Origin of the sequence: Aeromonas sp. 602658 (assembly GCF_049173005.1) — a bacterium.
GTDB classification, from domain to species: domain Bacteria; phylum Pseudomonadota; class Gammaproteobacteria; order Enterobacterales; family Aeromonadaceae; genus Aeromonas; species Aeromonas veronii_A.
In genome coordinates, this window is sequence record NZ_JAAKRF010000011.1 from 1 (window position 1) to 25,367 (window position 25,367).

The window sequence follows — 25,367 nt, forward strand, 5'->3', positions numbered from 1 at the left end:
AACATCTGCGGCGTCAGGGCATGCCAGAGCTGCTCGCGCTCGACGGTGGCGATGATATTGCCCTCCCCATCGGAGCGTTTCATGGTATCGCGCACCCGGCTGCCGAGAATGGCACCGCCGCAGTTCATGGCCGCGGCAATCAGCGCATCGAGATCGCCGTGAGTCAGACAGGGGCGGGCCGCATCGTGCACCAGCACCCACTTCCCTTGCGCCACATGGAGACCATTGAGGACGGAAAAGGCGCGCTCGGCGCCTCCCTCTACCCGCACAATGCGCGGGTCGGCCGCCACGGGCAGTGCCTCGAACCAGCGATCATGGGGCGCCAGCGCCACGATCACCTGGGCGATGGCCGGGTGGGAGAGCAGCCTCTCCAGGGTATGTTCGAGAATGGTTTTACCCGCCAGTTGCAGGTACTGTTTGGGGCAATCGGCCCCCATTCGGCTGCCGATACCGGCGGCAGGGACGATCGCCGTCAGGCCGGATACCCGGCTGGCATCAGTCATCGTAGGGCTCATCGTCCGGCGCTGTCTCTTTGTCTTTCTCTTTGGGGATGATCCGGTAGAAGGTCTCCCCCTGCTTGATGTAACCCAGATCGTTGCGCGACAACTCCTCGATGGCCTCGAGGCCAGAGGTGAGATCATCTATCTCGCGGTAAATGAGGTCGTTACGATCCTTGAGAGTCTGGTTGTCCCGCTGTTGCTGCGAGATGGCCTCCGACAGGTTCTGATAATCGGATAGCCCGTTCTTCCCCAGCCAGAGGTCATATTGCAGTCCCCCCAGCAGGAGGATCAGGATCAGGGTGAATAGCCGCATGCACTAGGTCTCCTTCAGGCGGCCTAGTGTCCCATATTCGGTGCCAAGACAAAAGAAAGCGAGCACACGGGAGCCACCGGCCGAACATAAAAAAGTGCCCAAGAGTGAATCAGATAGCACAAAGCCCCGCCAAACCGGTGCAAGGATGGCCAACCAGGGCGCTCCTTGTCCGGGGGCGGGGCTCTCAATCAGAAAGCGGTAAGGGGGATCAGTTCACCGCGACCGGCTCTCCCGCGCTCTCGGCCGGGGTGTTGTACTCCTCCTCGGCATCGCGGAAACGCTCCAGCATCGCTTTTGAGGGCGCTTCGCCCAGCAGACTGCCCACCACGATGGCCAGCAGCGCAAACAGGAAGCCCGGGATGATCTCATACAGCCCCAGCCAGCCGAACTGCTTCCAGACGATGACGGTGATGGCACCGACCAGCATGCCGGCCAGCGCGCCGTTGCGGGTCATCCGCGGCCACAGCACGGAGAGCAGCACCACGGGGCCAAAGGCGGCACCGAAACCGGCCCAGGCGTAGCTCACCAGCCCCAGCACCCGGTTTTCCGGATTCATGGCGACGGCGATGGCAATCACCGCGATCAGCAGCACCATCAGGCGACCCACCCACACCAGCTCACGCTGAGAGGCGTTCTTGCGCAGGAAGGGCTTGTAGAGATCCTCGGTGATGGCGCTGGAGCAGACCAGTAATTGACAACTTAGAGTGCTCATCACCGCCGCCAGAATGGCGGAGAGCAGTACACCGGCGATCCAGGGGTTGAACAGGATCTTGGAGAGCTCGATAAAGACCCGCTCCGGGTTGCCGGTCACCCCAGCCGCCACTTCTGGGAAGCGGGCGAAGTAGGCCAGCCCGAAGAAGCCGATGGCCACCGCGCCTGCGAGGCAGAACACCATCCAGGTCATGCTGATGCGACGGGCATTGGCCATGGAGTGGTGGGAATCCGCCGCCATGAAGCGGGCCAGAATGTGGGGCTGGCCGAAGTAACCAAGGCCCCAGGCCATCAGCGAGACAATGGCGATCACATCCAGATTCTTGAACATGTCGAGGTTGGTGGCGCTCTTGGCGGCCACCTCGATCATGGCGCTGTCCACCCCGCCGACGGCGATGATGACGAAGACCGGGGTCAGGATCAGGGCGAAGATCATCAGGGTCGCCTGCACCGTATCGGTCCAGCTCACCGCGAGGAAGCCGCCGAAGAAGGTGTAGGTGATGGTGGCGGCGGCACCGACCCAGAGGGCGGTGTTGTAATCCATGCCGAAGGTGCTCTCGAACAGACGAGCACCGGCCACCACGCCGGAGGCGCAATAGATGGTGAAGAACAGCAGGATCACCAGCGCCGAGAGAATGCGCAGCACCTTGCTGTGATCTTCAAAGCGATAAGTGAAGTAGTCCGGCAGGGTCAGTGCGTTGCGGTTCTTCTCGGTATGTACCCGCAGGCGGCCCGCTACCCAGCGCCAGTTGAGGTAGGCACCGATGACCAGACCGATGGCGATCCAGCTCTCGGAGATGCCGCTGACGAAGACGGCGCCGGGCAGCCCCATCAGTAACCAGCCGCTCATGTCGGAGGCGCCGGCAGAGAGAGCGGTAACCCAGCTCCCCATCCGGCGACCGCCCAGAATGTAGTCATCAAAGTTGCGGGTGGCGCGATAGGCGACGAAGCCGATCAACACCATTCCGAGGATATACACCAGGAAGGTGATTAACATGGGTGTGCTAGCTGTCATGCAAAACTCCGTTTTGTGTCATTTTCTGCCCGCTCTGGTGACGGGCTCATCCCTAAAAAACCGGCCTAGCTTAATCAGCCGTTCGCGCCAGCTCAACCACTTTTAACAAACACAAAACACAATAAAAACCTTTGCGCATCAAATCATCTGCCGCATCAAGAGGATGGCGCCAGATTTCCTGCCGTGGCCGTGACGGCCATCTCGCAGCGCCAGCCGCTATTGAGCGTTATGTTTTCACATTTTGTTACTATCCATTTTTTTACAAGCCAGCGCCCCGCTCCTACACTCCCCGCCCTGTCTCATCACACCAGTCAGAGGTCGGCACCATGTCATCTCATCTGTCACACCTGCGAACCCTCGCCCGCCGCCTTCATCCGGTGGAGGAGTCGGGTCATCTCATCCGACGGGCCAAGTATGTGGGGCGTCTCTGGCTCAATCCCAGCGCCCGCGCCCTCTATCGCCAGCAGCAGGAGCAACCGCTGCTGGCGCAGGCGATCAGCCGCTTCCCCGATATTCTGGAAAAGCCGATCCACCCCTATCGCCACAAGGGGCTCAGCAAGCGCCTGCGAGCCGGGCTTATCAGCGGCCACTACCAGCAGCTGGCACGTCAGCTGCCCAAGGCGCAACAACTGGCAATCTACAGCGGGCGCGGCCTGCTGCTGGCCCAGTGGCAGAGCGACAAGCTAACGGCACCGCTGACCCTGCAACTGGATTACCAAACCCACATGGGCAAAGAGGGGGAGATGAGCCTGACCCTCAAGCTGGGTGACGCGGCCCTCTATTACATGGCCCTCAATCTACGCCCCGCGCCGAACCCGACCCTCGAGATCTGCTCGCTGCAGGGCGGCAAGGGGCAGAGCGAGGAGATCAAGCAGGTCACCAAGGCGTGCGGCGGGCTGCGCCCCATGTCCCTGCTGGTCTATATGGCCGCCGAGCTGGCCCGGGGGTTGGCGTGCAAGAGCCTGCTCGGGATCCGCACCCAAAGCCACGTCTATCAGAGCAGCAAACGCACCGCCGATCGGGTCAAGTTCGACCTCGACGGCTTGTGGCAGGAGCATCAGGGCTGTGTGCAGGATGAACTCTGGATGAGCCTGCCGCTGGAGGTGCCCCGCAAGACGCTGGAGGAGATCCCCTCCCGCAAGCGGGCCAGCTACAAGGCGCGTTATCAGCTGCTCGATCAGCTCGGCAGCGAGCTGCAGACAAATCTGCTGCGAAGCTGAGTCAACCTAGCAGAAACAAAAAGGGCGAACAGCATGCTGTTCGCCCTTTGTCGTGACGGGGATTTGCCGTTAGCGGTTGATCGCCATCGGCATGCCGTTGCGCTGCTCCAGCGCCTGCTTCACCAGTTGGGAGTCGCTGTCGGCGTGGGCAATGAAGCGGGTCACCGCCGGGGTCATCGGCAGCGGTGCCGGCAGCCTGGAGTTGAACTCCTCTTCGCTGCGTGACAGCGGCTGATGCACTTCCAGATAGCGGACACCGTTGGGCTCGAGAGAGGCCTTGATCGGCTGGTTGACGAACTGGACGCGAGTACCGACCGGTACCTGCTTGAACAGGTAGGCGATGTCGTCGTTGCGCAGACGCACACAGCCGTGGCTCACCCGCAGGCCGATGCCGAAGTTGGCGTTGGTACCGTGGATGGCGTACATCTTGCCGATGTAGAGGGCAAACAGACCCATGGGGTTGTCCGGACCGGCCGGCCATACCGCAGGCAGGCTCTCGCCACGGGCGGCATATTCGGCATGCATCTTGGCGGTCGGGGTCCAGGTCGGGCCCGCTTTCTTGCGCTGCACGCTGGTCACCCAGTTCTCCGGGGTGTCGGTGCCCAGCTGGCCGATGCCAATGGGCAGCACTTCCACCACTTTTTTACCCTTGGGGTAGTAGTAGAGGCGCATCTCGGCCACGTTCAGCACGATCCCTTCACGGGGTGCATCCGGCAGGATCAGTTGCTGGGGGATCACCAGCTTCTCGCCGGTCTGTACCAGCAGGGGATCCGCATCGGGGTTGGCTTCGGTCATGTTGGTGAGCCCCAGCTGGAATTTGGCCGCAATGGCCTCCAGCGGCTGGCCGTTCTCTTCGGCCGGAACCACGTATTCCAGATTTTCCCCTACCAGACGGCTGTTGGCCGCAGGCAGAGCATATTCAACAGCGAAAACCGGCGCAGCGGTCAGCAGCAGGCTGTAGCAGAGTGTTGCCACACTATTGCGAAGGAGCTTCATAACTTTCCCATGATGATGACTTGAAGTGACGTCTCTGGGCTGGCAGCTGATCAAGAGGGGATCAGGGGCGCGAAGAGAAGGCCGCCATTTTTCTCCTCTGCACGGCAAATTTCAACTGACAAGTGGCGACGGGTCGATGATTAATATGCGGTTTTTTCCACGTCCTCGACCCGCCCCATTTCCCTGTTTATCCCCGTTGCCAGGCACGCATGTCGTAACCTGTGGGAGATTGGTGCAACCGCAGATGAAATTGCTCAATGATGGCGAAGATATGGTCGAAAATATCGGCCTGGATCCCTTCGTAATCGGCCCATGCGGTAGTCGCGGTGAAGCAGTAAATTTCCAGCGGCAAACCGTCTGAGGTGGGCGCCAGCTGACGCACCATCAGGGTCATGTCCTTGCGAATGCCGGGGTGGGCGCGCAGGTAGGCATCCAGATAGGCGCGCAGGGTGCCGAGGTTGGTGAGGTGACGACCGTTGATTGGACAGCTCAGGGCATCGCTCAGCTGCTGGTTGTAGGCACTCAGCTCCTGCTCCTTGCGACTGAGATAGGGTGCCAGCAGTTGGGCCTGCTTGAGCTGCAACTGCTCATCGGCCGTCAGAAAGCGCACACTGGTCATGTCGATATTGACGCTGCGCTTGATGCGGCGGCCGCCCGACTCGGTCATCCCCTGCCAGTTCTTGAAAGAGTCGGAGATCAGGGCATAGGTGGGAATGGTGGTGATGGTCTTGTCCCAGTTCGACACCTTGACCGTGGTGAGGCCGATGTCGGTCACCTCGCCATCGGCGCCGTACTTGTCCATCTGCAGCCAGTCACCGACGCTCAGCATCCGGTTGGCGGAGAGCTGGATCCCCGCCACCAGCCCGAGGATGGGGTCCTTGAACACCAGCATCAGCACTGCGGTCATGGCGCCCAGACCGCTGAACAGAAACAGCGGCGACTTGCCGAGCAGCAGGGCGATCATCAGGATGCCCACCAGAATGCTGCCTACCAGCTTGGCCCCCTGGAAGATGCCGCGCAGGGGCAAATCCCGACCAAGGCGGGTATAGCGGCTCACCGACAACAGGCAGTCGAGCAGGGCGAAGAAGGCCAGCAGCAGGAACAGCAAGATCCAGAGCTGGGCCACCATCTCGATAAGTTTGAGGCTATCCGATTGACGGGGCAGCCAGATCTCCGCCTGACCAAGCAGCACGGCCCCTTGCAGCACGAAGGCGAGCCGGTTGAAGAGGCGCTGTTGCAGCTGGGGCGGCAGCCACACCTGCTTGGCCTTGCCGAGGATCCCCACCAGCCGGACCAGCAGCACCCGGTGCAGCGCCATGTGCAGCAGCAACGAGGTGATGACGATAAAGCCCAGCGCGATCACCAGCGCCATCATGCTGGTCACTTCCACCCCAAGGCCCGACAACCAGTTAAAAAACGCCTCTTTCATTGCTCTCTCCCGAACCGGGCAGCCCGCTGGCTGCAAAAACAGTGGTGGTCAGGGTACCGCTCCCCTCCCCCATGTCAAATCGGCGTACGCCAGAAATGACAACGCCCGGCACAGGCCGGGCGTTGTTTCAAAGCGAGGCTGACTTAGCAGACCAGGCTCAGGGCATCGCGGGCGATGACCAGCTCTTCGTTGGTCGGGATCACCATAGCGCAACGGCTGTCGGCGGTGGTGATGCGACCTTCGCCACCCAGTACCGCGGCGTTGTTGGCCTCTTTGTCCACCTTGAAGCCGAACAGGGCCAGACGGTTCAGCACCATCTCGCGCACCATGGCGGCGTTCTCACCGATACCGCCGGTGAAGACCACGGCGTCCAGACGACCGTCCATCGCAGCGGCATAGGCGCCGACATACTTGGCCACACGGTAGGTGAAGACATCCAGCGCACGCTTGGCACCGGCGTCGGTGGCGTAGTTGGTGGTGACGTAGCGGCAGTCGCTGCTCGCTTCGGTCAACCCCAGCAGACCGGACTCACGGGTCAGGGTGTGGTTGATCTGCTCCACGCTGTAACCGAGCTGGTCGTGCATGAAGAAGACCACGGCCGGATCGATATCACCGGAGCGGGTACCCATCGCCAGACCTTCCAGCGGAGTCAGACCCATGGAGGTGTCAACGGATTCGCCGTTCTTGATGGCGCAGACAGATGCACCGTTACCCAGGTGGCAGTTGATGATGTTCAGCTCATTCAACGGCTTGCCCAGCTCTTTTGCCGCTTCTTCCGCGATGTAGCGGTGAGAAGTACCGTGGGCACCGTAACGACGGATGCCGTGTTCACGGTAGAGCTTGTGCGGCAGCGCATAGAGGTAGGCCTCTTGCGGCAGGGTCTGGTGGAAAGCGGTGTCGAACACGGCCACGTTCTTCTCGGACAGCTGCGGGAACACTTTCAGCGCGGCGCGAATACCGATGAGGTGGGCCGGGTTGTGCAGCGGGGCGAACGGGATAGCGGCTTCGATGCCGGCGATCACGCTGTCATCGATGCGAACGGAGCGGGAGAACTGCTCGCCACCGTGTACGATGCGATGGCCGATGGCCACCAGCTGACCGGCCAGAGACGGATCCTGCGGCAGGATGTGGCCCACGATGTGGTCGAGCGCTTCCTGGTGAGCGGCACCCGCTCCCAGCATGGCTTCGCCCTTGACCCCGTGGAGTTTCCATTTGATACGTGCATCATCCAGATTGAAGCATTCGGCCAGGCCGGACAGCATGTCCTCACCTGTTTCGGCGTCCATTACGGCAAATTTCAGGGAAGAGCTACCGCAGTTAAGGATCAGTACCAACTTGCTCATTTTCTACATCTTCCTGTGCTTCGGCTTTATGCCGACAGTGTCGTGTCATCCAAAAGAGGATGGGATTCCCCTGCCGGGGGCTTATGGTCGCAGGAGGGTGCGTCCAATTTTTCAATTCTTGCTCTTGAAAGAGTGATCGCAACTTGTGGTGCGTATCACTGGTTTCAATGCTTGCGAGTCTCAACGCATCAGCTGCGCAGGGCTCGCCTCAATGGGAATGCTCAGGCGATAGCCAGCAGATCCTTGTGTACCTTGACCACCAGCTTCTTCACCTTGGCGGGCTGGTTGAAGGTACAGAGCGGGCGGTGCAGCTCGCCCGGCCAGAAGATGGCGAAATCGCCCGGTTGCAGCGCCAGATAAGTGGTCTGCTCGTCATCGACAAACCAGAGGTCGGGATGGGGATGGTCGGCGTCGTCGCTCACGTAATTGTGGGGGCCCACACCAATCCACTCTTCACCGCGCAGCAGCAACTGGATATCGAGATACTGCTGATGGAATTCGCCACGGCGATCCGCGGCTGGCTCGGTCAGATCCTCGCTCACCAGACAGAACAGGTTGAGGCCATCGATCTCGGTCTTGCCGAGCGGAGCGTCACCCCAGTGAGCCACGCTCTTCACCACCTCGGCCATGATGCGGGCCAGCGGGGCGGGCAGCGGCGTCCGCTGCAGGGTGTTCAGGCTACCGGTGATCATGGCGTCTGTTTCCTGTTAGGTATATCTGGGCGGCATCTTTTCCCGCCAATGAAAAAGGACCTGTGACAGGTCCTTCAATAATGCCGTCTGCAATCCGTGCAAACCGGTTTAGAGCTTTTGCTCATGTTCAGCTATATGGGCACTGTTACACACTCGTCAGCACCTTGCCAAGAGACATAATCCCATTTTCATAGTGATCGTACCAGCTGAAACCATATTATTCACCACCCTTTCCCCCTCGACTTTGACCAGACGCAAAAACGGGCGCATCAGCGCCCGTTTTTTTCGCAAAACCGTTTAACAACCGGTTTCATTCAAGCCTTCTTGGCATTTTCCACCGGTTTGGCGTACATGGCCCGCCAGATCGCCTTGTGCTCTTCCGGCACCTCTGACTGACGGGTCAGGAAGGCCGCCTGCTCGATGGTATTGGCCTTGCCGGAGACATCTGCCGCCAGATAGTTGCTGGGGAAGAGGTGGTAGCTGCTCCAGATCGCCTTGTCGATCAGCGCGGCCAGTTCGTCCGGATCGCTGAAGCCCTCGGTGATCGGCGCACCGAAGGAGACATGTACCCGCCCCTTCATGCCGACGATACCGGCGACGATACTCTCGATATCCTCGAACTCTCCCTTCTCGTAGCTGCCGTTGACCGACTTCTCGTAGAGCTCGCGCGCCTTCGCTTTGTCGGTCGGGTCCAGCTCATAGCTGATGCTGACCGGCACGATATTGAGGCTGCGCATGTAGTCGACGAAGTCGATCTTCTGCTTCTTGCCGTCGACGTAGAACATCTTGAGGATGGCGGGATCTGTCTTGTCATCACCATTCTTGGCGCGCCCTTCCTTCTGGGCGATCCAAATGGAGTGACCTTCGTGGACCGAGTTGCCAATATAGGCAGACAGCTCGCCGAGCGCCTTCATCATCTCTCGCGGCCCCTTGGCGGAGCGTTTGACGATAAAGCTCTTGTTGAGCTTCATCAGCTCGGTGGCACAGGGTTTGCGCAGCAGGTTGTCACCGATGGCGATACGCACGGTATCGAAACCGTGGGTGTGCAGCCCCCAGTTGACGAACGCCGGATCCATAGCGATGTCTCTGTGGTTGGAGACAAACAGATAGCCCTGCTCTTTCTTCAGATGCTCGATCCCGGAGAAGGTCACCCCCTTGGTGGAGGTGGCGATCATGCGGGACATGTACCGGGTGACCCCCATCTGGACCTGATGCACAGTGGTCACTTTTGACCATTTGCGGCGCAGGAACAGGCGGATCATCGGGCGGATGGCCCAACCCAGCCAGCTCATCAGGGAACCGAAACGATACTTGGCGATGGCGCCGATAAATTCATCATCCTGGATCAGCCGTTCGATGGCTGCCGGCACTTCTTCATCGCGGTAGGGGCGAATATCCGCGAATCTATCTACTTCAGTCACAATGTCAGCCTTGCATGCTAGGAAACCGCAGCCAACCCGCGTTGGCCGGGGAAAATTCAGGGCGCAATTTTACACGCTTTTATGGCAAGGGGTATGAGACAAGCATGAATAGTGAGATCTGACCAGTTTATTAATCGGATGCCAGTGCCTGCGCGACCGCCGCCTCGGCATGGATGGCAGTAGTGTCGTAGAGCGGCACCGCCGCCCGGGCATCCCCCACCAGTAGGGCAATCTCGGTGCAGCCGAGGATCACCGCCTCGGCGCCAGCGGCCGCCAGCCCCTCGATAATGGCCAGATACTCGGCCCGCGACGATGCACGGATCTCCCCCAGACAGAGCTCGTCATAGATGATCCTGTGTACCCGCTCCCGCCCGGCCTCATCGGGTACCAGCACCGCCAACCCGAAGCGCTCCTGCAAGCGCCCCTTGTAAAAATCCTGCTCCATGGTGAAGCGGGTGCCGAGCAGGCCGACCCGGGTTATCCCGTCCGCCCGCAATTTGGCCGCGGTAGCATCGGCGATATGGAGCAGCGGGATATCGATGGCGGCCTCAATCTCGGGGGCGACCTTGTGCATGGTGTTGGTGCCGATCAGCAAGAAATCGGCACCGCCATCCTGCAACTTGCGCGCCTCCGCCGCCAGCAGACGGGCGGTAGCGGGCCAGTCACCGGCATGCTGCAACCGCTCGATACCGGCAAAATCGACGCTGTTGAGCAGCACCCGCGCCGAGTGCAAACCGCCGAGCTGCGCCCGCACCCCGCGATTGAGCGCCTGATAGTAACTGACGGTGGACTCCCAGCTCATGCCACCCAGCAGACCGATACATTTCATAGGAACTCCTTTCATCCCAAGGGAGGGCAGAACCACGCCACCTTGCAGGCAAGGCCACGCGGACGAGATAAAAAAGGCCCCGCAGGGCCAACAAGACAGCCGGTAAAGGCCCGAGTCAACCCCGGGCTAAATCCAGATCATCCCGACACAGGCGGCCGTCGCCAGCCCCATGCCGAGATTGAAACGCCGCCAGCCCCGGGTTGTGCGAATGATTTGCCGCACCTGGGCGCCAAAAAGCACCCAGAACGCCCCGGTATAGAGGCCGGTAATAAAGAAGATCACCAGCACCCAGAGCGCGGAGGGCCAGTAAGCCTCCCCCGCCAAGGTGAAACCGCTGATGGCGGAGAGCGCCATCATCCATGCCTTGGGGTTGAGCAGTTGCAGCATGGCCCCCTGATGGGCGGGAATGAGCGGCCGGTTGCCCTCGGCCGGGCCGCTGGCGGTCGCCACCTTCCACGCCAGCCAGAGCAGATACGCCGAACCGATAAGCTTGAGGCCATCGTGCAGCAGCGGCACCTTCTCGAACACCACGCCAAGCCCCAGCGCGGTGGCGAGGATCATCAGATTGATCCCCCCCACCACCCCCACCAGCAGCGGCAGCGTGCGGCGAAATCCCTGCGCCGCCCCGGCGCTGGTGAGCAGCATATTGTTGGGCCCCGGCGTGCCGCAGGTAACCAGGGCAAACCCCGCCAGGGGCAGTAACCAGTTCAGATCCATCTCAACCTCTTGTCGATACAACGCGCCCGTTATGGGGAAAGCCTTCTAATATGCAGAGCCAGCCCCGTGGCGACAAGTCAGAAATGCCTCTTTCTAGGCCACCTCACCAATCAGCGCAGCACGGTTCAATACCAGAGCATCACCACACAGAGTGCCGTCAGCAGGCCGAGGGATCCGTTGAGTCGCCGCCAGCCCCGATCCGAACTGATCCAGTTGCTCAGCTGATGGCCGAACAGTACCCAGACAAAGCAGACCGGCAGGGCCACCAATACAAACATGACCATCACCGCCAGCTGACTCGGCCAGTAACTGGCGCCGGGCAGGCTGAACAGACTGATGGCGGAGATCCCCATCATCCACGCCTTGGGGTTGAGAAACTGAAAGCCCAGCCCCTCCAGCATGGTTAGCGGACGGGCACGTCGGGCCGGATCACTGGGCGCACCGGCCACCGCGATACGCCACGCCAGCCACAGCAGATAGAGGCTGCCGAAGATCTGCAAACCGAGGCGCAGCAAGGGCCAACGCTCGAACAGCGGATAGAGCCCCAGCGCCAGCACCAGTTGCAGCACCGGCTGCCCCAATCCGACCCCGAGCAGATGTGGCAGGGTGCGACGCACCCCGAAGTTGGCGCCGGAGGCCGTCAGCATCAGGTTGTTGGGCCCCGGCGTACCGCAGGTGAGTACGGCAAAACCGAACAGGGTGACATACCACTCCATCGTCATATTGTGACTCCTTGCTTGCCACATTGTATCGATACAATGTGTGCTATTTGGTTGTTATCAGGTTGAAATTCACGCTATATTGACAACAAATTTTGATCAATGGATTTATTGTCACCATGACAATCTGGACACCCGACCTTGCTCCCTTCGATGGCCCCCTCTACCTCAAGCTGGTCAAAGCGATCGAACAGGGGATCGCGAATGGCGAGCTGCCACCGCAGACCCGATTGCCAACCCACCGATCCCTGGCGGATCGTCTGGGTGTCACCGTCGGCACCGTCACCCGCGCCTACAGCGAGGCGGAGCGGCGTGGCCTGCTGGCCGCCCGGGTGGGACACGGCACCTGGGTCAAGGGAGCGAACACGGATCCCGCCAATGAGTGGGTGATCCGCCAGGAGGAGGGGCACCGCATCGAGCTGTGGCAGAACCTGCCGGTGCAGCTGGATCGGGCGGCCATCATTCGCCCCATGCTGGGGGAAGTGGCGGACGGGGATCTCAACGCACTGCTCGGCTACGACAAGGAGGCGGGACGACCGGATCAGCGCCAGCAGTTTGTCGACTGGCTGGCGGAGCAAGGGGTGGCCTGCAGTGAGGATCGCCTGCTGTTCAGCCACGGCGCCCAGCACGGCATCATGCTGGCGCTGCTGGCTACCAATTGCGTGGGGGAAACCATCCTGTGCGAAGGGCTGAGCTACCCCGGTATGCTGGGTAACGCTCGCCAGCTGAAGAATCAGGTGGTGGGACTGGCGATGGACGAGGAGGGACTGCAGCCCGAGGCGCTGGACGCCGCCTGCCGCACCCGCCGGGCCAAGCTGCTCTACCTCACCCCGACCCTGCAAAACCCCACCACCGCCATCATGAGTCTGGCGCGGCGGGAGGCCATCGTCGCCATCGCCCGTCGCCACGATCTGCTGATCATCGAGGATGACGTCAACGGCCTGCTGCCCCAGCAACCTGTGATCCCTCTGGTCAATCTGGCGCCGGAGCGGGTCATCTATCTGGGCAGTCTGGCCAAGATCGCCTGCGGCGGCCTGCGGGTGGGCTTCGTGCTGACGCCCCCCGCCCTGCGCAGCGCCTTCGCCCAGACCATGCGGCTGTCGAGCTGGATGGTGAGCCCGCTGCTGATAGAGCTCGCCTGCAAAATGGTCAGTCAGCGCCAGATCATGCCGCTGGTCGAGCAGCAGCGGGAGATCCTCAAACGCCGTGGCGAACTGCTGCGCCACCTGCTGCCTGCCGCCCGCTGGCAGCCGGGCAGCATGCACGCCTGGCTGCCACTGCCTGAGCCCTGGCGCAGCCAGCAGTTTGCCGCTGCCGCCGACGCCCTTGACGTTGGCGTGGCGAGCGGGGAACACTTCGCCGCCGGTCAGTTTGCCGCTCCGCAAGGGGTGCGCCTGAGCCTGAGCCAACCCGCCACCGACGCCCGGGTCGGCGAGGGGCTGGCCCGTCTGGCCCAACTGCTGCAGGGGACGCCCCCGAGCAATCCCCTGCTATAGTCAGGGCCAACCGACCTGACCATCACGCTTCATCGTCATTGCCAAGGAGATGCCGTGCCCCCCATCAGAGCCACCCTGCTGCTTGCCACCCTGTTGCTGGGTGGCTGCGCCTCGTCAACGACCCACCAGCAGCTGGGGGCCGCGCTCAATGGACTGGAAGGGGAGTTGCAACGACTGGAAGAGGAGCTGGCGGCCATGAACTGCCTGCACTATCAAAAGGCGATCGATGCACCGCTCAGTTTGCACCGCGCACTCGGGGCGCCGCAGCCCACGCCAGAGGGGCTGGTGCCGGTGGCCAGCAAGCTGGAGGATGGGCCAATCCTGCGCTATCAATATCGCCTGCCTGCGGGTATGGCGAGTCTGCCCCAGGACAACCTCTGCCAGCGCTACGAGTTCGAGCTGCGCCATCTGGGCCGCCTCGGCAAGCTCGAAGTCAGCTGGCAAGGGAAACTAGGGAGTGGTTCACACCTGATCCGTCAAACAGAGTGTGTCTTTCTCACCGGGGTACATGGCTCCCGGTAACCACCTATAGTGCCCTCTCCCTTCCCGCGCTGACTACTGTCACTTTTCCTCCCTCCGCAGAGTTGTCGCTATGTTCCTCTTGGGTCTACTCTGATCTACTCGTGGAGTATTGAAAGGACGCGTGCATGACGATACTGCTGCTCGAAGAGGATCCCCTGCTCCGTAGCGCCATCACCAGAGAACTGACCGAACAGGGTATTCCTGCTGAACGGATCCACCACCACAGCCATCCGGGTCAGGAACGCAGCGGTCTGCTCACCCTGCTGCAACAACAGCCATTCGATGCCATTGTCTGCCAGCAAAATAGAAAACTGGGCCATGACGGCGCCCGCCTGCTGCATGAGGCACACTACCTCGGCCTGCTGCAACCCGCCTGCGTCCTGTTGTTGCTGGATGCGGACCAGAACGAGCAGGATTTTCTCCCCTCGGACCTCTACTTCTCCCTCCATCTGCCACTCCCCTTCATGGCAGGAGAGCTCACGACTGTGCTCAAGCAGTTGGCACAACTGAGCAAAATGACCCACACCCTCGCCCCTCCGGCCCTGCTGCGGGAGTGGAAACTGGCGACCGCACTCTGTGAAGACCTGCTCTATCAACGGGACAACCGCCCCCTTGCCCCCTGGCTGGATCGGTTCAAGGGCTACCTGCTGCTGCAATCCAGCGAACAGCTCACTGCCGCTCAGCATTATGCCCTCTGCGCCAACGAGTATCGGGCAAGCTGGCCAAGGGTCGGACTGTTTTACGCCATGTTGGGATTGGGCAAACTGCAGAGTGCCGAAACTGACTTGCAGCGTCATCAGGCCATATTGCCGACCGCCACCCGACTGGAGCTGCAACTCGCCAGCCAGCTGCACCAACATCAGTGGCAGGCAGCCTGGGAGACCATGGTGCAGCTGCAGCAAGTCCGCCCTCATCAACCACGCTGGCATCAGCTGGCCATGATTCTGGGACTGTTACAGCAAGACGAGAGGAAGGTACTGGAACAAGCCAGCACCCTGAATCTTCACTATTTCAGTGAGCTGCGCGTCCGGTTGGCCATCGACCACTTCATGATCAATGCCATGCTGGCGGTACTGTGGCATGCACCGTCCAGCAACCGGATCCGCTCCCTGAAACAGGAGTGGACCCACCTGCAGCGAACAGTGAACCTGCCTCCCCAGGAGTACGAGCTGTTGCAAGCACTGATGCAGGGACTGGATTACTGCTTCGACGAGGCGTTGATCCTGATCGCCCACCATCAACCCAACCAGGCGAGCGAGAACCATCTCACCCTGTTGTTGGGCTTTGCCGTCTGTCAGTTTTGTGGCCTGCCCCATCATGCCCAGCGTTATCTCGCCCAACTGGCACACTACCGTGACCGTGTCGCGCCCCACCCACTGACCCGTAAACTGTTTCACCATCTGCTAACGGAACTGGGCCAACGGTTGACGACGCGGGAGCAGCGCCTGACCAGCTTGCGCCAGACCCGCCATCAGGGGATACAAAAAGGTGATTATCAACTGGCTCTGCAGGCCGGCTTGCAGTTGCTGGAGGAGTTCCCTGCCCTGCCCGGCGATGCCTGGCAATTGCTGGAACTGCTGCAACACAGCTGGCCGACGGGCATGGCTGCCCCTAAGGTAGCGCTGCTGGTCGATACCCTGGAGCGGCGCCTCAAGCACAGCCCTGCGTTTCTGGATCAACATGCCCAGCAGTACCAGCGTACTCTGCAGGAGATCCGCACCCACTTGCAGCCGCACCTCTCCGGCAGTGGCCCATCCAGCCTGGCCAAGGGGCCCCCGGAGTCATGATGAAGCAGCAGGGGGTGCACTTACCTGCGCCACCAGCCACCACATAGAGAGAGGGGAGCCTTGGCTCCCCTCTATTCATTTCGTGTACCCTTATGGCCCTCAAGGACGGGCACAAGCAGCTACGGTGACAGATGACTGTTATGTACCCGGGCTCAGCCCAGTGCATCACTCTCCAGCGCCGCCTTGAGAAAATCTTTCCAGCTGATAATGCCGACCAGGGCGCCATTCTCCAGCACCGGCAGGCAGGATACCCCCTTCTCCAGCATCAGCTTGACGCCGTCGCGCACGGTGAGATGGGGAGCGATGGTGACGAGCTGACGACTCATGATCTGGTGGGCCCGCTTGTTGAGGGTTTCGGTATCGCGGCTCATCTCGGCTTCGGAGTCGAGATAGGGGCTGATGGCACGGAACAGATCCCGATCCGAGATGACCCCCACCAGCTCCTCCTCTTCCATCACCAGCAGGTGGCGAAAGTGTGCCTGCTCGAAGATATCCCTGATGACTCGGAGTCGATCATCCATTGAAACGGTGGCGACCCGGGTCGTCATAATATCCCTGATATGCATGCTAACCTCCCGTAACCAAACTGGTTTCTCTGTTATGGCATGTTTTTGCAGCGCCAGCCAGTGGCCAGCCCTTCGCTACAGTGCAAATCAGCGTCATTTCACGTAAGATCCGCGCCAGTTTTTCTCCTCCATTTTGAGCAAGCAGATCCCACCCATGATAGTTGCCAGTCAAATCGAACTGATCCGCGGCGGCCGCAAGCTGCTGGACAACGCCTCCGCCACCATTCACCCCGGCCACAAAGTGGGTCTGGTGGGCAAAAACGGCTGTGGCAAGTCCACCTTTTTTGCACTGGTACGGGGCGAGCTGGCCATCGACAGCGGCACCTTCAGCCTGCCCGCTGGCTGGCAGATTGCAGGCGTCGCGCAGGAGACCCCGGCGCTCGACTGCTCCGCGCTCGAGTATGTGATCGACGGCGACAAGGAGTTCCGCTCGCTGGAAGCTCAGCTGGTGCAAGCCGAGCGGGATGACAATGGTCTGCTGGTGGCCGAGCTGCACGGTCGCCTCGATACCATCGGCGCCTACAGCATTCGCGCCCGCGCCGCCGAACTGCTGCACGGCCTCGGTTTCAGCGACGAGCAGCTGAGCTCGCCGGTGCGCAGTTTCTCCGGTGGCTGGCGCATGCGTCTGAACCTCGCCCAGGCGCTGCTCTGCCGCTCCGATCTGCTGCTGCTCGATGAACCGACCAACCACCTGGATCTCGATGCGGTGATCTGGCTGGAGAAGTGGCTCAAGGGCTATCAGGGCACGCTGGTGCTCATCTCTCATGACCGCGATTTCCTCGATTCGGTCATCAGCCGCATCATCCATATCGAGAATGGCAAGCTCAACGAATACACCGGCGGCTACTCCGACTTCGAACTGCAGCGCGCCGAACAGCTGGCCCAGCAGCAGTCGATGTACGAGAAGCAGCAGCGGGAGATGTCCCACATGCAGGCGTATGTGGACCGCTTCCGCTACAAGGCCTCCAAGGCCCGTCAGGCCCAGAGCCGCCTGAAAGCGATGGAGCGGATGGAGAAGATCCTGCCCGCCCACGCCGACTCCGAGTTCAGCTTCGAGTTTCGCGAGCCGTCGGCCCTGCCGACCCCGCTCATCGCCATGGAAAACCTCTCTGCCGGTTACGGTGACAAGGTGATCCTGGAGAAGATCAAACTCAATCTGGTACCGGGTTCGCGCATCGGTCTGCTCGGTCGCAACGGCGCCGGTAAGTCCACCTTTATCAAGATGCTGTCGGGCTCCAACCCGCCGCTCTCCGGCAAGCTCGAAGTGAGCGCCGGGGTGAGCATCGGCTACTTCGCCCAGCATCAGCTGGAGACCCTGCGTCTCGATGACTCCCCGCTCGATCATCTGGCCCGCCTCGCGCCGGACAAGACCGAGCAGGAGCTGCGCAACTATCTGGGCAGCTTCGGTTTTCACGGTGACAAGGCGCTCGACAAGGTGGCCCCCTTCTCCGGTGGCGAAAAAGCGCGGCTGGTGCTGGCGCTGATCACCTGGCAAAAGCCGAACCTCCTGCTGCTGGATGAACCGACCAACCACCTGGACCTGGAGATGCGCCACGCCCTCACCATGGCGCTGCAAGGCTTCGAAGGGGCCATGGTAGTGGTCTCCCACGACCGTCACCTGCTGCGTACCACCACAGATGACTTCTATCTGGTGCACGGTGGCCGGGTCGAGCCGTTCGACGGCGATCTGGACGACTACCACAAGTGGCTCGGCGAGCAGGAGAAAGAGGCCAACGCCAAACCGGCGGATGGCCCCGTCTCTGCCAACTCGGCAGTGGCGCGCAAGGATCAGAAGCGGCGCGAGGCGGAGTTCCGCCAGCAAACCCGTCCGCTGCGCCAGAAGCTGGAAAAGCTCGAAGCGAGCATGGAGAAGCTGCAAGGCAAGCTTGGCGACATCGAGAGCCAACTGGCCGACCCCGCCATCTACGAAGAGAGCGCTAAAACCAAGCTCTCCGAACTGCTCAAATCCCAGGGCCCCCTCAAGGAGCAGCTGGAAGAGGTAGAGCTGGAGTGGATGAGCCTCTCCGAAGAGCTGGAAACCATGGAGCAAGCCTTCTTTGCGTGACGAACAGCTGATGGCCAGCGAGCGGGTCGCGGTCCACGAATTGCCGACGCCGATCGGCTTCTGGCACTGGAGCGGCAAGGTCTACGGTGAGCGCAGCCAGGATTGGCTCACCGTGCAGGAGCAGGGGGGCAACGTCAATCTGGCGCTGCTGCTGCACCGGCTCGATCAACTCGGCATCGTGGTCGATCTCACCGACCTGCAACCGGCGCTGGTGCAGACCGAGGCGGTGCTGACCCCGTGGCGCGCCCTGCGCCAGAGCGCCAAGACGCGACTCGACGAGCAGCAGTATCAGTCGATGCTGGCCCACGAACTGGAGCTGGAGCGGCTGCAACAGGGCGTCCTGTTGCAGACCCTGCGCAGCCTCTCCCTGTTTCGCGGCAACAGCCGCAATTTGTTGAACTATCTATCGTTACTGGGTGCCCAGCAGGGCCCCCTCAGAGATCTAATATGCTGAGCTATCGCCACGCCTTTCACGCCGGCAACCATGCCGACGTGCTGAAACACGCCGTTCAGGCCCTGATCATCGAGTCCCTCAAGAAGAAGGAGAAACCCTTCATCGTGCTGGACACCCATGCCGGTGGCGGTCTCTACGACCTGCGCGGCGACTGGTCCCAGAAGAAGGCCGAGTATGCCGACGGCATCGGCCGCCTGTGGGACGAGCGAGCACAGTGGTCTGCCATGGCCCCCTATCTAGGCGTCATCGAGGAGATGAACCAGAACGGTGAGCTGCACTACTACCCCGGCTCGCCGGAGCTCTCCCGTCGCCTCACCCGCGAGCAGGACAAGCTGGCGCTGATGGAGCTGCACAACAACGAGGTCGAAGATCTGCGCGCCAACATGGGCTATGACCCTCGCGTGGCCGTGCACCACCGTGATGGCTTCGAGGGGCTGATCGCCCTGCTGCCGCCCACCCCGCGCCGCGGGCTGGTGCTGATCGACCCGCCCTATGAGCTCAAAGAAGATTACTTCGCCGTGGTCGATACCCTGAAAAAGGCGCAGAAACGCTGGGCGACCGGCATTTATGCCCTCTGGTATCCCATCCTTGGGCAAGAGGCGGACAAATCCCGCGACATGCTGCGCGCCATCAAGCGCGAAAACTTCGGCAACGTGCTGGTGGCCGAGCTGGAAGTTGCCGGTCAGACTGCCGACTGGGGCATGAACGGCTCAGGCATGCTGATCATCAGCCCCCCCTGGATGCTGGACGAGCAGATTGAAGCCTTCTTGAAGCCCCTCTGTGCCAAACTGGCGCAGGGCGCCGGCGCCCAGTACAAGGTGGAGTGGCTCAACAAGGCCGAGGGTTAATCCCCCGCCCCGCTGCGCTCACCGAGTGCAATAGCAAAAGCCCCATCACGGGGCTTTTTCTATTGGTGCGGCCAGTGTGTGCGGCAGCCTGAGCCTGCGCCCCCTATGAGCGGACAGGCAGATCCTGTTTCAGCGCAACCAGCAACAGGGCCAGCAGGCCAAAGGGCGGAAACAGACAGAGCAAGGAGCAGATTAGGGTGATCAGCGCCGGATGCTCGCTCTTGCGGCGCGCCAGTCGCCAGGCGATGACGCCGACGATGACCATCAGCAACGCAATGAACTGACCAAGCAGGGTGGCATTGATATTCATGAAAGATCCTTTTTCATGGGCAAGTGTGAAGAACCTGTACTTTATCGCCCTGGTTGCGATTGGCAACCGCTGAACCGCACCGGCCGCTCGCCCGTTGATAGGTTTTCCCTATCTGGGCAATAGATGAGAATAGTTTTCATTTAGTCTTATTTTGGCGGATACTCTCATCATCAACAGAGGGAGCCGCCATCATGAAAAAGACCATCAGCTTTGCCATCCTGCACTTCGGTGTCGCCTTTACCGTGGCTTACCTGCTGACCGGTGAGCTGCTGACCGCCAGCCTGATCGCCCTGATCGAGCCCGCCGTCAACACGGTCGCCTTCTACTTTCATGACCTTGGCTGGCACAAGCTCAAGCCAAATCACAGCCTGCAGGCCAAGACCAGCAGCTTCGCGGTGGTCCACTTCTCGGTGGCCTTCGGTGTGGCCTTCCTGCTGAGCGGCGAGCTGCTCACAGGCGGCGTGATGGCGATGATCGAACCGGCCATCAACACAGTGGTGTTCTTCTTCCACGAGCGGCTGTGGCGCGCCCGCAGTCAGCAACTGGCGCTGGCTTGATCAACCGGGCAAGCCGCCTCCCCCTTTATCGCGGCCACAAAAAACCCGATATTCCGGCCAGGAGTGTCGGGTTTTTCCGCTTTGCAGCCATTCAGTTGTGCAAGTGCGCTCGGCTCCCCTGCTGCATTGCCCTGTAGAGTGTGCTGTAGTAGGCCGATACACCCTCCTCATTGCTGGAATCTATCGATGAACAAGACCTTGCTTGCCACCCTGCTGTTTGCCCCTCTGCTGGCCAGCGCCGCAACCCCCTCCTTTGACTGCACCAAAGCGTCCGGGTCGGTCGAAACCCTGATCTGCAAGGATGCCGGACTGGCCGCCCTTGATAACGAACTGGCGGCCCTCTACCCCAAGGCGATTGCTGCGCTCTCTCCCGAACAGCTCAAGACAGAGCGCGCCATGCAGCGAGGCTGGATCAAGGGTCGCAACGACTGCTGGAAGGGGCAGGATCTGCGCCAGTGTGTGGAGGATAACTACCTGCTGCGGATCACCGAACTGCAGATCAGCGGCGGCCAGCTGATGGTGCCGGCACCGGTCAACTACCAGTGCGGCAAGAACGTCACTCTCTCTACCTACTTCTATAACGATGCCAAGCTGCCCGCCGCGGTGATCAACCTGAGCGAGGGCGACAAGCAGCAACAAGTGCTCGCCTATGAAGCCCCCAGCGCCAGCGGCGCCCGTTATGAAGGACAAAACCTCACCTTCTTCACCAAAGGGGACGACGCCACGCTGGAGCGCTACGGCCAGCCAACCCTCACCTGCATGGAAAATCCGACCAAGGGCTGAGGCTCATAGGGGCGGCTAGTCTTGCCGCCCCACCTTGACTAGATGGCGATATCCAGCGGTTTTCCTTCCCGCACAATTCGCAACTTGAGCGACCCCGGCTTGCCGGTGCTGAGCAGTTCACGCACCTTGTCGATCTCGAGGGGACGATAAGCCACCCCGTTGATCTGCTCCAGAATGTCGCCGTTGGCCAGACCATAGGGGGCAAGATCCCGTTCGTCGCTGTAGTAGACCTGCAGATGCTCGCCATCAAAACGCACCCCGATATTGCGCAGGATTGGCGGCACTTTGCGCGCCAGGCTGTCGGCGTCGTAGCAGAGCATCATCCGCCCGGGCATGATCGCAAAGCGATTGAAGCGGTTAACAAAATCCAGCCCCAGACCATACTGCTCATTGCTGTTTTCCGACACGCGCAGTTCACCGAGCTGGCGCTCATCAAAGTGCAGGCCGGTGAGGATATGTTCACGCCCCTCCACCATACCGCTGGCATCCACCCCTTTGCGTGGCATCGCATCTTCGCCAGAGATCGCCTTCTGGCTCGCCATAAAGTCGATAAAGGCATGGTCGGCATAGCTCTGGTCGGCCCCGGTATCCAGATACATGCGCACGCTGCTCTCACCGTGGGTCAGATAGACTGCCGGGGAGCGGTTGTAGCTATCTTCATAGCCGATGCAACGCTCGAAGGTGGCTGCCGACGGTGCCGTCAGCAAAGCCGTGAGCTGATGCTTGTCGCGATCAAACACCCAGTTGAAACGGCGGATGGTGTCGATCCCGAGGATGCCATCGATACGGCTACCAAGAGACTGGGAGAAGAGATCGAAATCAACGGTTGCCCACAGATCGCTGTCATCAATAGTGACCGACCCCACCGAGAAGGGTTGCGGCTCAACAAAACCAAGCTGCTCGCTGCCCAATTGGCTCGAAACGCTGTTCACACTGGCAAAATCAGCCTGATAGGACCTGGGCAATTCGCTTAAGGTCAGCGCCTTGAAGCGGCTGGCCAGACGACGATCGATAAAGGTGATACTGGCCCCGGTATCCAGCAAAAACTGGTACTGCTCATCTGCGATGGTGACGGGGATCAGGGGGGCGCTTTCGTAATGCACTGTCAGCACCGGGCCGGGTGCATTGCGTTTGGCGGATGAATCCGGGGCTGTGCAGCCTTGGACGACGAACAGGGCCAACATGGCCAGCGCCACTTTGAACTGCGACTTCATAACTCTCCTTCCCGATAGCAGATGCCCCCGCAACGCCACCGCATAATGCTATCTTGTTGATTTATAGATAAATAAGCTATTTCAGCGGGGGATACGGACAATAACAAAGAGTTTTATGCTGGTTCAAGCCAGATATGACCATGAATATTCTATGGAGATAGTTCAAGAATGGTTGTTCACGCTATCTCGGCGCGTCATCAATCGTGGGTGACACTTGATTAATTTATTGATCTTGCACAGAAATTCTAAATATTGAGTTTTCTCTCCACAGCGCCATGGTTAATATTGCCATTTGGCAACACTTGCCTCGTCGGAGTCTCCCATGAGCCATGCCAACCCCATCCCGTTGGTGAAACGCAGCAGACTGGAGGCTGTAATTCAGGGGCGGTAGCCATGCCATATCTCGCCCGGTCCCTTTTTGATCCAAACAAACTGACCGGCAAGCCGCTGACTCATCCACAACATGCAAATCAAGGTGGTGTATGGAAACACAAACCCTGCATCGTGGTCGCTTGATCGACCATATCCAGCTGGTGGTCAAAGATCTTGTCGCCAGCCAGCGCTTTTATACGGCCATTCTCACCACCCTCAATATTCCGCTGGGCGGCACAGGTGAGGGCTACTTCTGGGCGGACGAACTGTTTGTTACCGCCATCGACAGCCCCGCCGCGCTGGGGGCACTGACCGGCCGCCACCATCTCGCCTTTCAGGCAAAAGATCGCGCCATGGTGGATCGTTTTTATCAGGCCGCATTGGCTAACGGCGGCAAAGACAACGGCGCCCCCGGTGAGCGTAATTATCACCCCGGCTATTACGCAGCTTTTGTCCTCGACCCGGACGGCAATAATATCGAAGCGGTTTATCACGGTGAGGCAAAGCGTAGTGTGGAGTCGGTGGAGATTCAGTTTTAGAAGAAGAATGAAACACTAGTGACGTGGCCGTTGTTGTGGTGCAATGATGCGCTACGCCTAGCAAAATAGTATTTCCATAATTTTTATTACGGCGCTTTACAGCATTCAAATCTATACGGAATTGCGCGATCAGTGCCGTATTCCATCTAACTACTGTGAAGCTAAAAGGAACATTAAAATGCATGAACAAGAAACGGATGATAATTGCGCATTACTTTGTTCAGATTGTTTTGAGGATGAAGGGCTTAGAATCGATTCATACAAAATTGGCCTTGAGTCATCAGAAGAATGCCCACAATGCAAAAGTAAAAGCGGAAAAAACTTACTAAAGAGCTTATCTTGGGATTAGCTTGGCGTTTCTTTGTCAGTGGAACAACTATTCGCTGTGACTATGGCGCAGCGCCAGTAATTCAGACTAATGAGTATCACTATGGAAAAAGTGATATCCGACCATCGCCTTGGCTGGAAAGAGATATAACACTGATTGAAGATGCAGCTAAAATTGGTTTTTTTCACTACGGACCACGATTGTGGATGGTTGGCGAGGTTGAACCACTGAAGGATCTGCAACTAGATGGCAGTCGAGCGAGAATTATTCAGCGTGTAATCAAGGAGTATCCTGAGAGATTGATTCCTGGTGGAATGAAGTTTTATCGACTCAGAATTAACCCTAAAAATCCTGCTAATCATACCGAATATGACAGTCCTCCTATTGAGTTCTCGGGAAATGGACGTTTAGATTCTGTTGATTTATCAGTTATGTACGGTTCCCAGGATATTGATGTTTGCATACATGAATGCCGTGCTTCCACAGAGGATGAAATATATGTTGCAACGTTTGAAACCACTAGAGACCTACACCTTTTAGATCTGACTCATGTTTTAGAGGAGGATGTTACGGAGTTCGAAAGCTTAGATATGGCTATACATATGTTGTTTCTTGCCAAATCTCACTCTTATGAAATATCCAGAGATATAGCTAAGGCGGCACTGGCCGCTGGTTTTGATGGGGTTATTTACCCTTCATTTTTCAGTCTAATTAGAACAGGTGGCCACCCATTTGAAACGAGCTATGGCCTATCCTTACGACGTTACCACCCAGAGCGAGAAAAATATGCAAATGCTTTCACTGTAAAAAACTTCGCACTGTTTGGGTATCCCTTACAGTCCGGCTTGGTGAAAGTAAAATCTATCAATAGGCTTATAATTACCCAAGTCGGGTATCAAGGCCATTTTGGTCCAATAGAGTATTAAGTTAGAATCAAGCCCGTAGGTTCGATTAGCGAAGCGTAATCGGACGTTCGCGATAGAAATATTTCGTGATAGTACCAGTTGCCTTTAGAGACCAACTTTCACGCTGTCTCATTTTTCACCTGTATCTTTGCTGGCTAACCCCCGCGCCAAGGAGATTTATGAAGCCAGACTTAACCGGCACTCGGATTGTACTGCGCACCATTGGCCCGCAGGATACCGCCGATCTGTTCGAGATTTATGGCAATCCGCTGACCATGGAGTTTGCCTCTGATCCCTGCTTTACCTCCCCCGCCATGGTGGCGCAGATGATGGCGAGCGTAGCGCGGCTGGAGCACACGGGTGAGTCGCTGGAGTGGGCGATTGTCGAGCGGGAGGGCAACAAGGTGATCGGCACCTGCGGCCTGCACAGTTTCAGCGAGGCGGGTCACAGCTGCGAGGTGGGCTGCCTGCTCAATGCGGCCTATTGGCGCAGAGGGTTTATGTCAGAAGCGCTGGGATTGCTGTTCGCCCACGCCAGCACGTTGGGAGTCACCCGCCTCACCGCAGATATCGATGCAGATAACGTCCGCTCTATCGCCCTGTTTGAAAAGCTGGGCTTCAAGGCGCATGCAGGGCGCTATCAGCGCATGCTCCCCTTTGTCTGACCCGAGCCCCTCACCTCTCAGGCCGTTGTGGCAAGGATCAGGCATAAAAAA

27 protein-coding genes are annotated in these 25,367 nt (G+C 59.5%); 13 read left to right on the top strand and 14 right to left on the bottom strand.

Features of this window, described 5'->3' with window-relative positions:
* The 3 genes from G5253_RS10255 to putP form a co-directional block, all read right to left on the bottom strand.
* A partial coding sequence (locus tag G5253_RS10255; RefSeq protein ID WP_421203254.1) for a 2-C-methyl-D-erythritol 4-phosphate cytidylyltransferase occupies window positions 1-503 on the bottom strand: 503 nt, incomplete at its 3' end.
* The gene (ftsB, locus tag G5253_RS10260; protein WP_005335520.1) at window positions 496-813 is read right to left on the bottom strand and encodes a cell division protein FtsB; all 318 of its coding nucleotides are present in this window, start codon (window positions 811-813) and stop codon (window positions 496-498) included. The genes G5253_RS10255 and ftsB, both read right to left, overlap by 8 nt.
* A gap of 208 nt (window positions 814-1,021) precedes the next feature.
* Entirely contained in the window at window positions 1,022-2,539 is a 1,518-nt protein-coding gene (putP, locus tag G5253_RS10265) for a sodium/proline symporter PutP (RefSeq protein ID WP_005354514.1), read from the bottom strand.
* Window positions 2,540-2,865: 326 nt separating this feature from the next.
* Here putP and G5253_RS10270 point away from each other — a divergent pair, with 326 nt between their 5' ends.
* Window positions 2,866-3,759, top strand: coding sequence for a VirK/YbjX family protein (locus G5253_RS10270; protein ID WP_266135275.1), 894 nt, complete (start codon window positions 2,866-2,868; stop codon window positions 3,757-3,759).
* A gap of 69 nt (window positions 3,760-3,828) precedes the next feature.
* On the opposite strand, the gene G5253_RS10275 is transcribed toward G5253_RS10270, so the two are convergent.
* From G5253_RS10275 to G5253_RS10310, 8 genes are all read right to left on the bottom strand, one after another.
* A complete protein-coding gene (locus G5253_RS10275) occupies window positions 3,829-4,755 on the bottom strand; it encodes a L,D-transpeptidase family protein (RefSeq protein WP_266135274.1) in 927 nt (308 codons plus the stop codon).
* A 187-nt stretch (window positions 4,756-4,942) separates the two neighbouring features.
* On the bottom strand, window positions 4,943-6,184 hold the full coding sequence (locus G5253_RS10280; RefSeq protein WP_108542324.1) for a mechanosensitive ion channel family protein: 1,242 nt from the start codon (window positions 6,182-6,184) through the stop codon (window positions 4,943-4,945).
* A 143-nt stretch (window positions 6,185-6,327) separates the two neighbouring features.
* Entirely contained in the window at window positions 6,328-7,527 is a 1,200-nt protein-coding gene (locus G5253_RS10285; RefSeq protein ID WP_266135273.1) for an acetate kinase, read from the bottom strand.
* A gap of 221 nt (window positions 7,528-7,748) precedes the next feature.
* Entirely contained in the window at window positions 7,749-8,219 is a 471-nt protein-coding gene (locus G5253_RS10290; RefSeq protein ID WP_266135272.1) for a YhcH/YjgK/YiaL family protein, read from the bottom strand.
* Window positions 8,220-8,533: 314 nt separating this feature from the next.
* Window positions 8,534-9,640, bottom strand: a complete 1,107-nt coding sequence (locus G5253_RS10295; protein WP_005362790.1) for a 1-acyl-sn-glycerol-3-phosphate acyltransferase — start codon at window positions 9,638-9,640, stop codon at window positions 8,534-8,536.
* 130 nt (window positions 9,641-9,770) lie between these two features.
* Window positions 9,771-10,469, bottom strand: coding sequence for an aspartate/glutamate racemase family protein (locus tag G5253_RS10300; protein WP_266135271.1), 699 nt, complete (start codon window positions 10,467-10,469; stop codon window positions 9,771-9,773).
* Window positions 10,470-10,595: 126 nt separating this feature from the next.
* Complete coding sequence (locus G5253_RS10305; RefSeq protein WP_203118538.1) at window positions 10,596-11,186, bottom strand: LysE family translocator; 591 nt, start codon at window positions 11,184-11,186, stop codon at window positions 10,596-10,598.
* A 125-nt stretch (window positions 11,187-11,311) separates the two neighbouring features.
* Window positions 11,312-11,908, bottom strand: coding sequence for a LysE family translocator (locus G5253_RS10310; protein WP_113739770.1), 597 nt, complete (start codon window positions 11,906-11,908; stop codon window positions 11,312-11,314).
* 116 nt (window positions 11,909-12,024) lie between these two features.
* Between G5253_RS10310 and G5253_RS10315 the strand changes: the two genes are divergently transcribed.
* The 3 genes from G5253_RS10315 (at window position 12,025) to G5253_RS10325 (ending at window position 15,710) form a co-directional block, all read left to right on the top strand.
* Window positions 12,025-13,401, top strand: a complete 1,377-nt coding sequence (locus G5253_RS10315) for a PLP-dependent aminotransferase family protein (protein WP_421203259.1) — start codon at window positions 12,025-12,027, stop codon at window positions 13,399-13,401.
* 54 nt (window positions 13,402-13,455) lie between these two features.
* A complete protein-coding gene (locus G5253_RS10320) occupies window positions 13,456-13,923 on the top strand; it encodes a hypothetical protein (protein WP_421203261.1) in 468 nt (155 codons plus the stop codon).
* 125 nt (window positions 13,924-14,048) lie between these two features.
* On the top strand, window positions 14,049-15,710 hold the full coding sequence (locus G5253_RS10325) for a hypothetical protein (RefSeq protein ID WP_216952011.1): 1,662 nt from the start codon (window positions 14,049-14,051) through the stop codon (window positions 15,708-15,710).
* A 152-nt stretch (window positions 15,711-15,862) separates the two neighbouring features.
* On the opposite strand, the gene G5253_RS10330 is transcribed toward G5253_RS10325, so the two are convergent.
* Window positions 15,863-16,276 (bottom strand): CBS domain-containing protein, encoded by a 414-nt coding sequence (locus tag G5253_RS10330; RefSeq protein ID WP_421203263.1) that lies wholly within the window; start codon window positions 16,274-16,276, stop codon window positions 15,863-15,865.
* Window positions 16,277-16,430: 154 nt separating this feature from the next.
* Between G5253_RS10330 and G5253_RS10335 the strand changes: the two genes are divergently transcribed.
* Genes G5253_RS10335 through G5253_RS10345 form a run of 3 tightly spaced genes read left to right on the top strand, consistent with a single transcriptional unit; the run spans window position 16,431 to window position 19,643 of the window.
* Entirely contained in the window at window positions 16,431-18,341 is a 1,911-nt protein-coding gene (locus G5253_RS10335; protein ID WP_421203265.1) for an ABC transporter ATP-binding protein, read from the top strand.
* The gene (locus G5253_RS10340) at window positions 18,334-18,795 is read left to right on the top strand and encodes a DUF2390 domain-containing protein (RefSeq protein ID WP_005343337.1); all 462 of its coding nucleotides are present in this window, start codon (window positions 18,334-18,336) and stop codon (window positions 18,793-18,795) included. Before G5253_RS10335 ends, G5253_RS10340 begins: the two co-directional genes overlap by 8 nt.
* Window positions 18,789-19,643: a 23S rRNA (adenine(2030)-N(6))-methyltransferase RlmJ gene (locus G5253_RS10345; RefSeq protein ID WP_139437459.1), complete on the top strand. Its 855-nt coding sequence runs from the start codon at window positions 18,789-18,791 to the stop codon at window positions 19,641-19,643. The genes G5253_RS10340 and G5253_RS10345 overlap by 7 nt, the downstream gene beginning before the upstream one ends.
* Window positions 19,644-19,746: 103 nt before the next feature.
* On the opposite strand, the gene G5253_RS10350 is transcribed toward G5253_RS10345, so the two are convergent.
* On the bottom strand, window positions 19,747-19,953 hold the full coding sequence (locus G5253_RS10350) for a hypothetical protein (protein WP_021229528.1): 207 nt from the start codon (window positions 19,951-19,953) through the stop codon (window positions 19,747-19,749).
* A 191-nt stretch (window positions 19,954-20,144) separates the two neighbouring features.
* Here G5253_RS10350 and G5253_RS10355 point away from each other — a divergent pair, with 191 nt between their 5' ends.
* Complete coding sequence (locus G5253_RS10355; RefSeq protein WP_042084552.1) at window positions 20,145-20,510, top strand: DUF2061 domain-containing protein; 366 nt, start codon at window positions 20,145-20,147, stop codon at window positions 20,508-20,510.
* Between the two features lie 186 nt (window positions 20,511-20,696).
* The gene (locus G5253_RS10360) at window positions 20,697-21,293 is read left to right on the top strand and encodes an MliC family protein (protein WP_088868527.1); all 597 of its coding nucleotides are present in this window, start codon (window positions 20,697-20,699) and stop codon (window positions 21,291-21,293) included.
* Window positions 21,294-21,331: 38 nt separating this feature from the next.
* On the opposite strand, the gene G5253_RS10365 is transcribed toward G5253_RS10360, so the two are convergent.
* Window positions 21,332-22,507: a retropepsin-like aspartic protease gene (locus tag G5253_RS10365; RefSeq protein ID WP_266135268.1), complete on the bottom strand. Its 1,176-nt coding sequence runs from the start codon at window positions 22,505-22,507 to the stop codon at window positions 21,332-21,334.
* Window positions 22,508-22,989: 482 nt separating this feature from the next.
* Here G5253_RS10365 and G5253_RS10370 point away from each other — a divergent pair, with 482 nt between their 5' ends.
* From G5253_RS10370 to G5253_RS10385, 4 genes are all read left to right on the top strand, one after another.
* On the top strand, window positions 22,990-23,418 hold the full coding sequence (locus G5253_RS10370; RefSeq protein ID WP_266135267.1) for a VOC family protein: 429 nt from the start codon (window positions 22,990-22,992) through the stop codon (window positions 23,416-23,418).
* A gap of 178 nt (window positions 23,419-23,596) precedes the next feature.
* Window positions 23,597-23,767, top strand: a complete 171-nt coding sequence (locus tag G5253_RS10375; protein WP_266135266.1) for a hypothetical protein — start codon at window positions 23,597-23,599, stop codon at window positions 23,765-23,767.
* Window positions 23,758-24,672: an RES family NAD+ phosphorylase gene (locus G5253_RS10380; RefSeq protein WP_266135265.1), complete on the top strand. Its 915-nt coding sequence runs from the start codon at window positions 23,758-23,760 to the stop codon at window positions 24,670-24,672. The genes G5253_RS10375 and G5253_RS10380 overlap by 10 nt, the downstream gene beginning before the upstream one ends.
* 158 nt (window positions 24,673-24,830) lie before the next feature.
* The gene (locus tag G5253_RS10385) at window positions 24,831-25,316 is read left to right on the top strand and encodes a GNAT family N-acetyltransferase (RefSeq protein WP_139432288.1); all 486 of its coding nucleotides are present in this window, start codon (window positions 24,831-24,833) and stop codon (window positions 25,314-25,316) included.
* The last annotated feature ends 51 nt before the right edge of the window (window positions 25,317-25,367 follow it).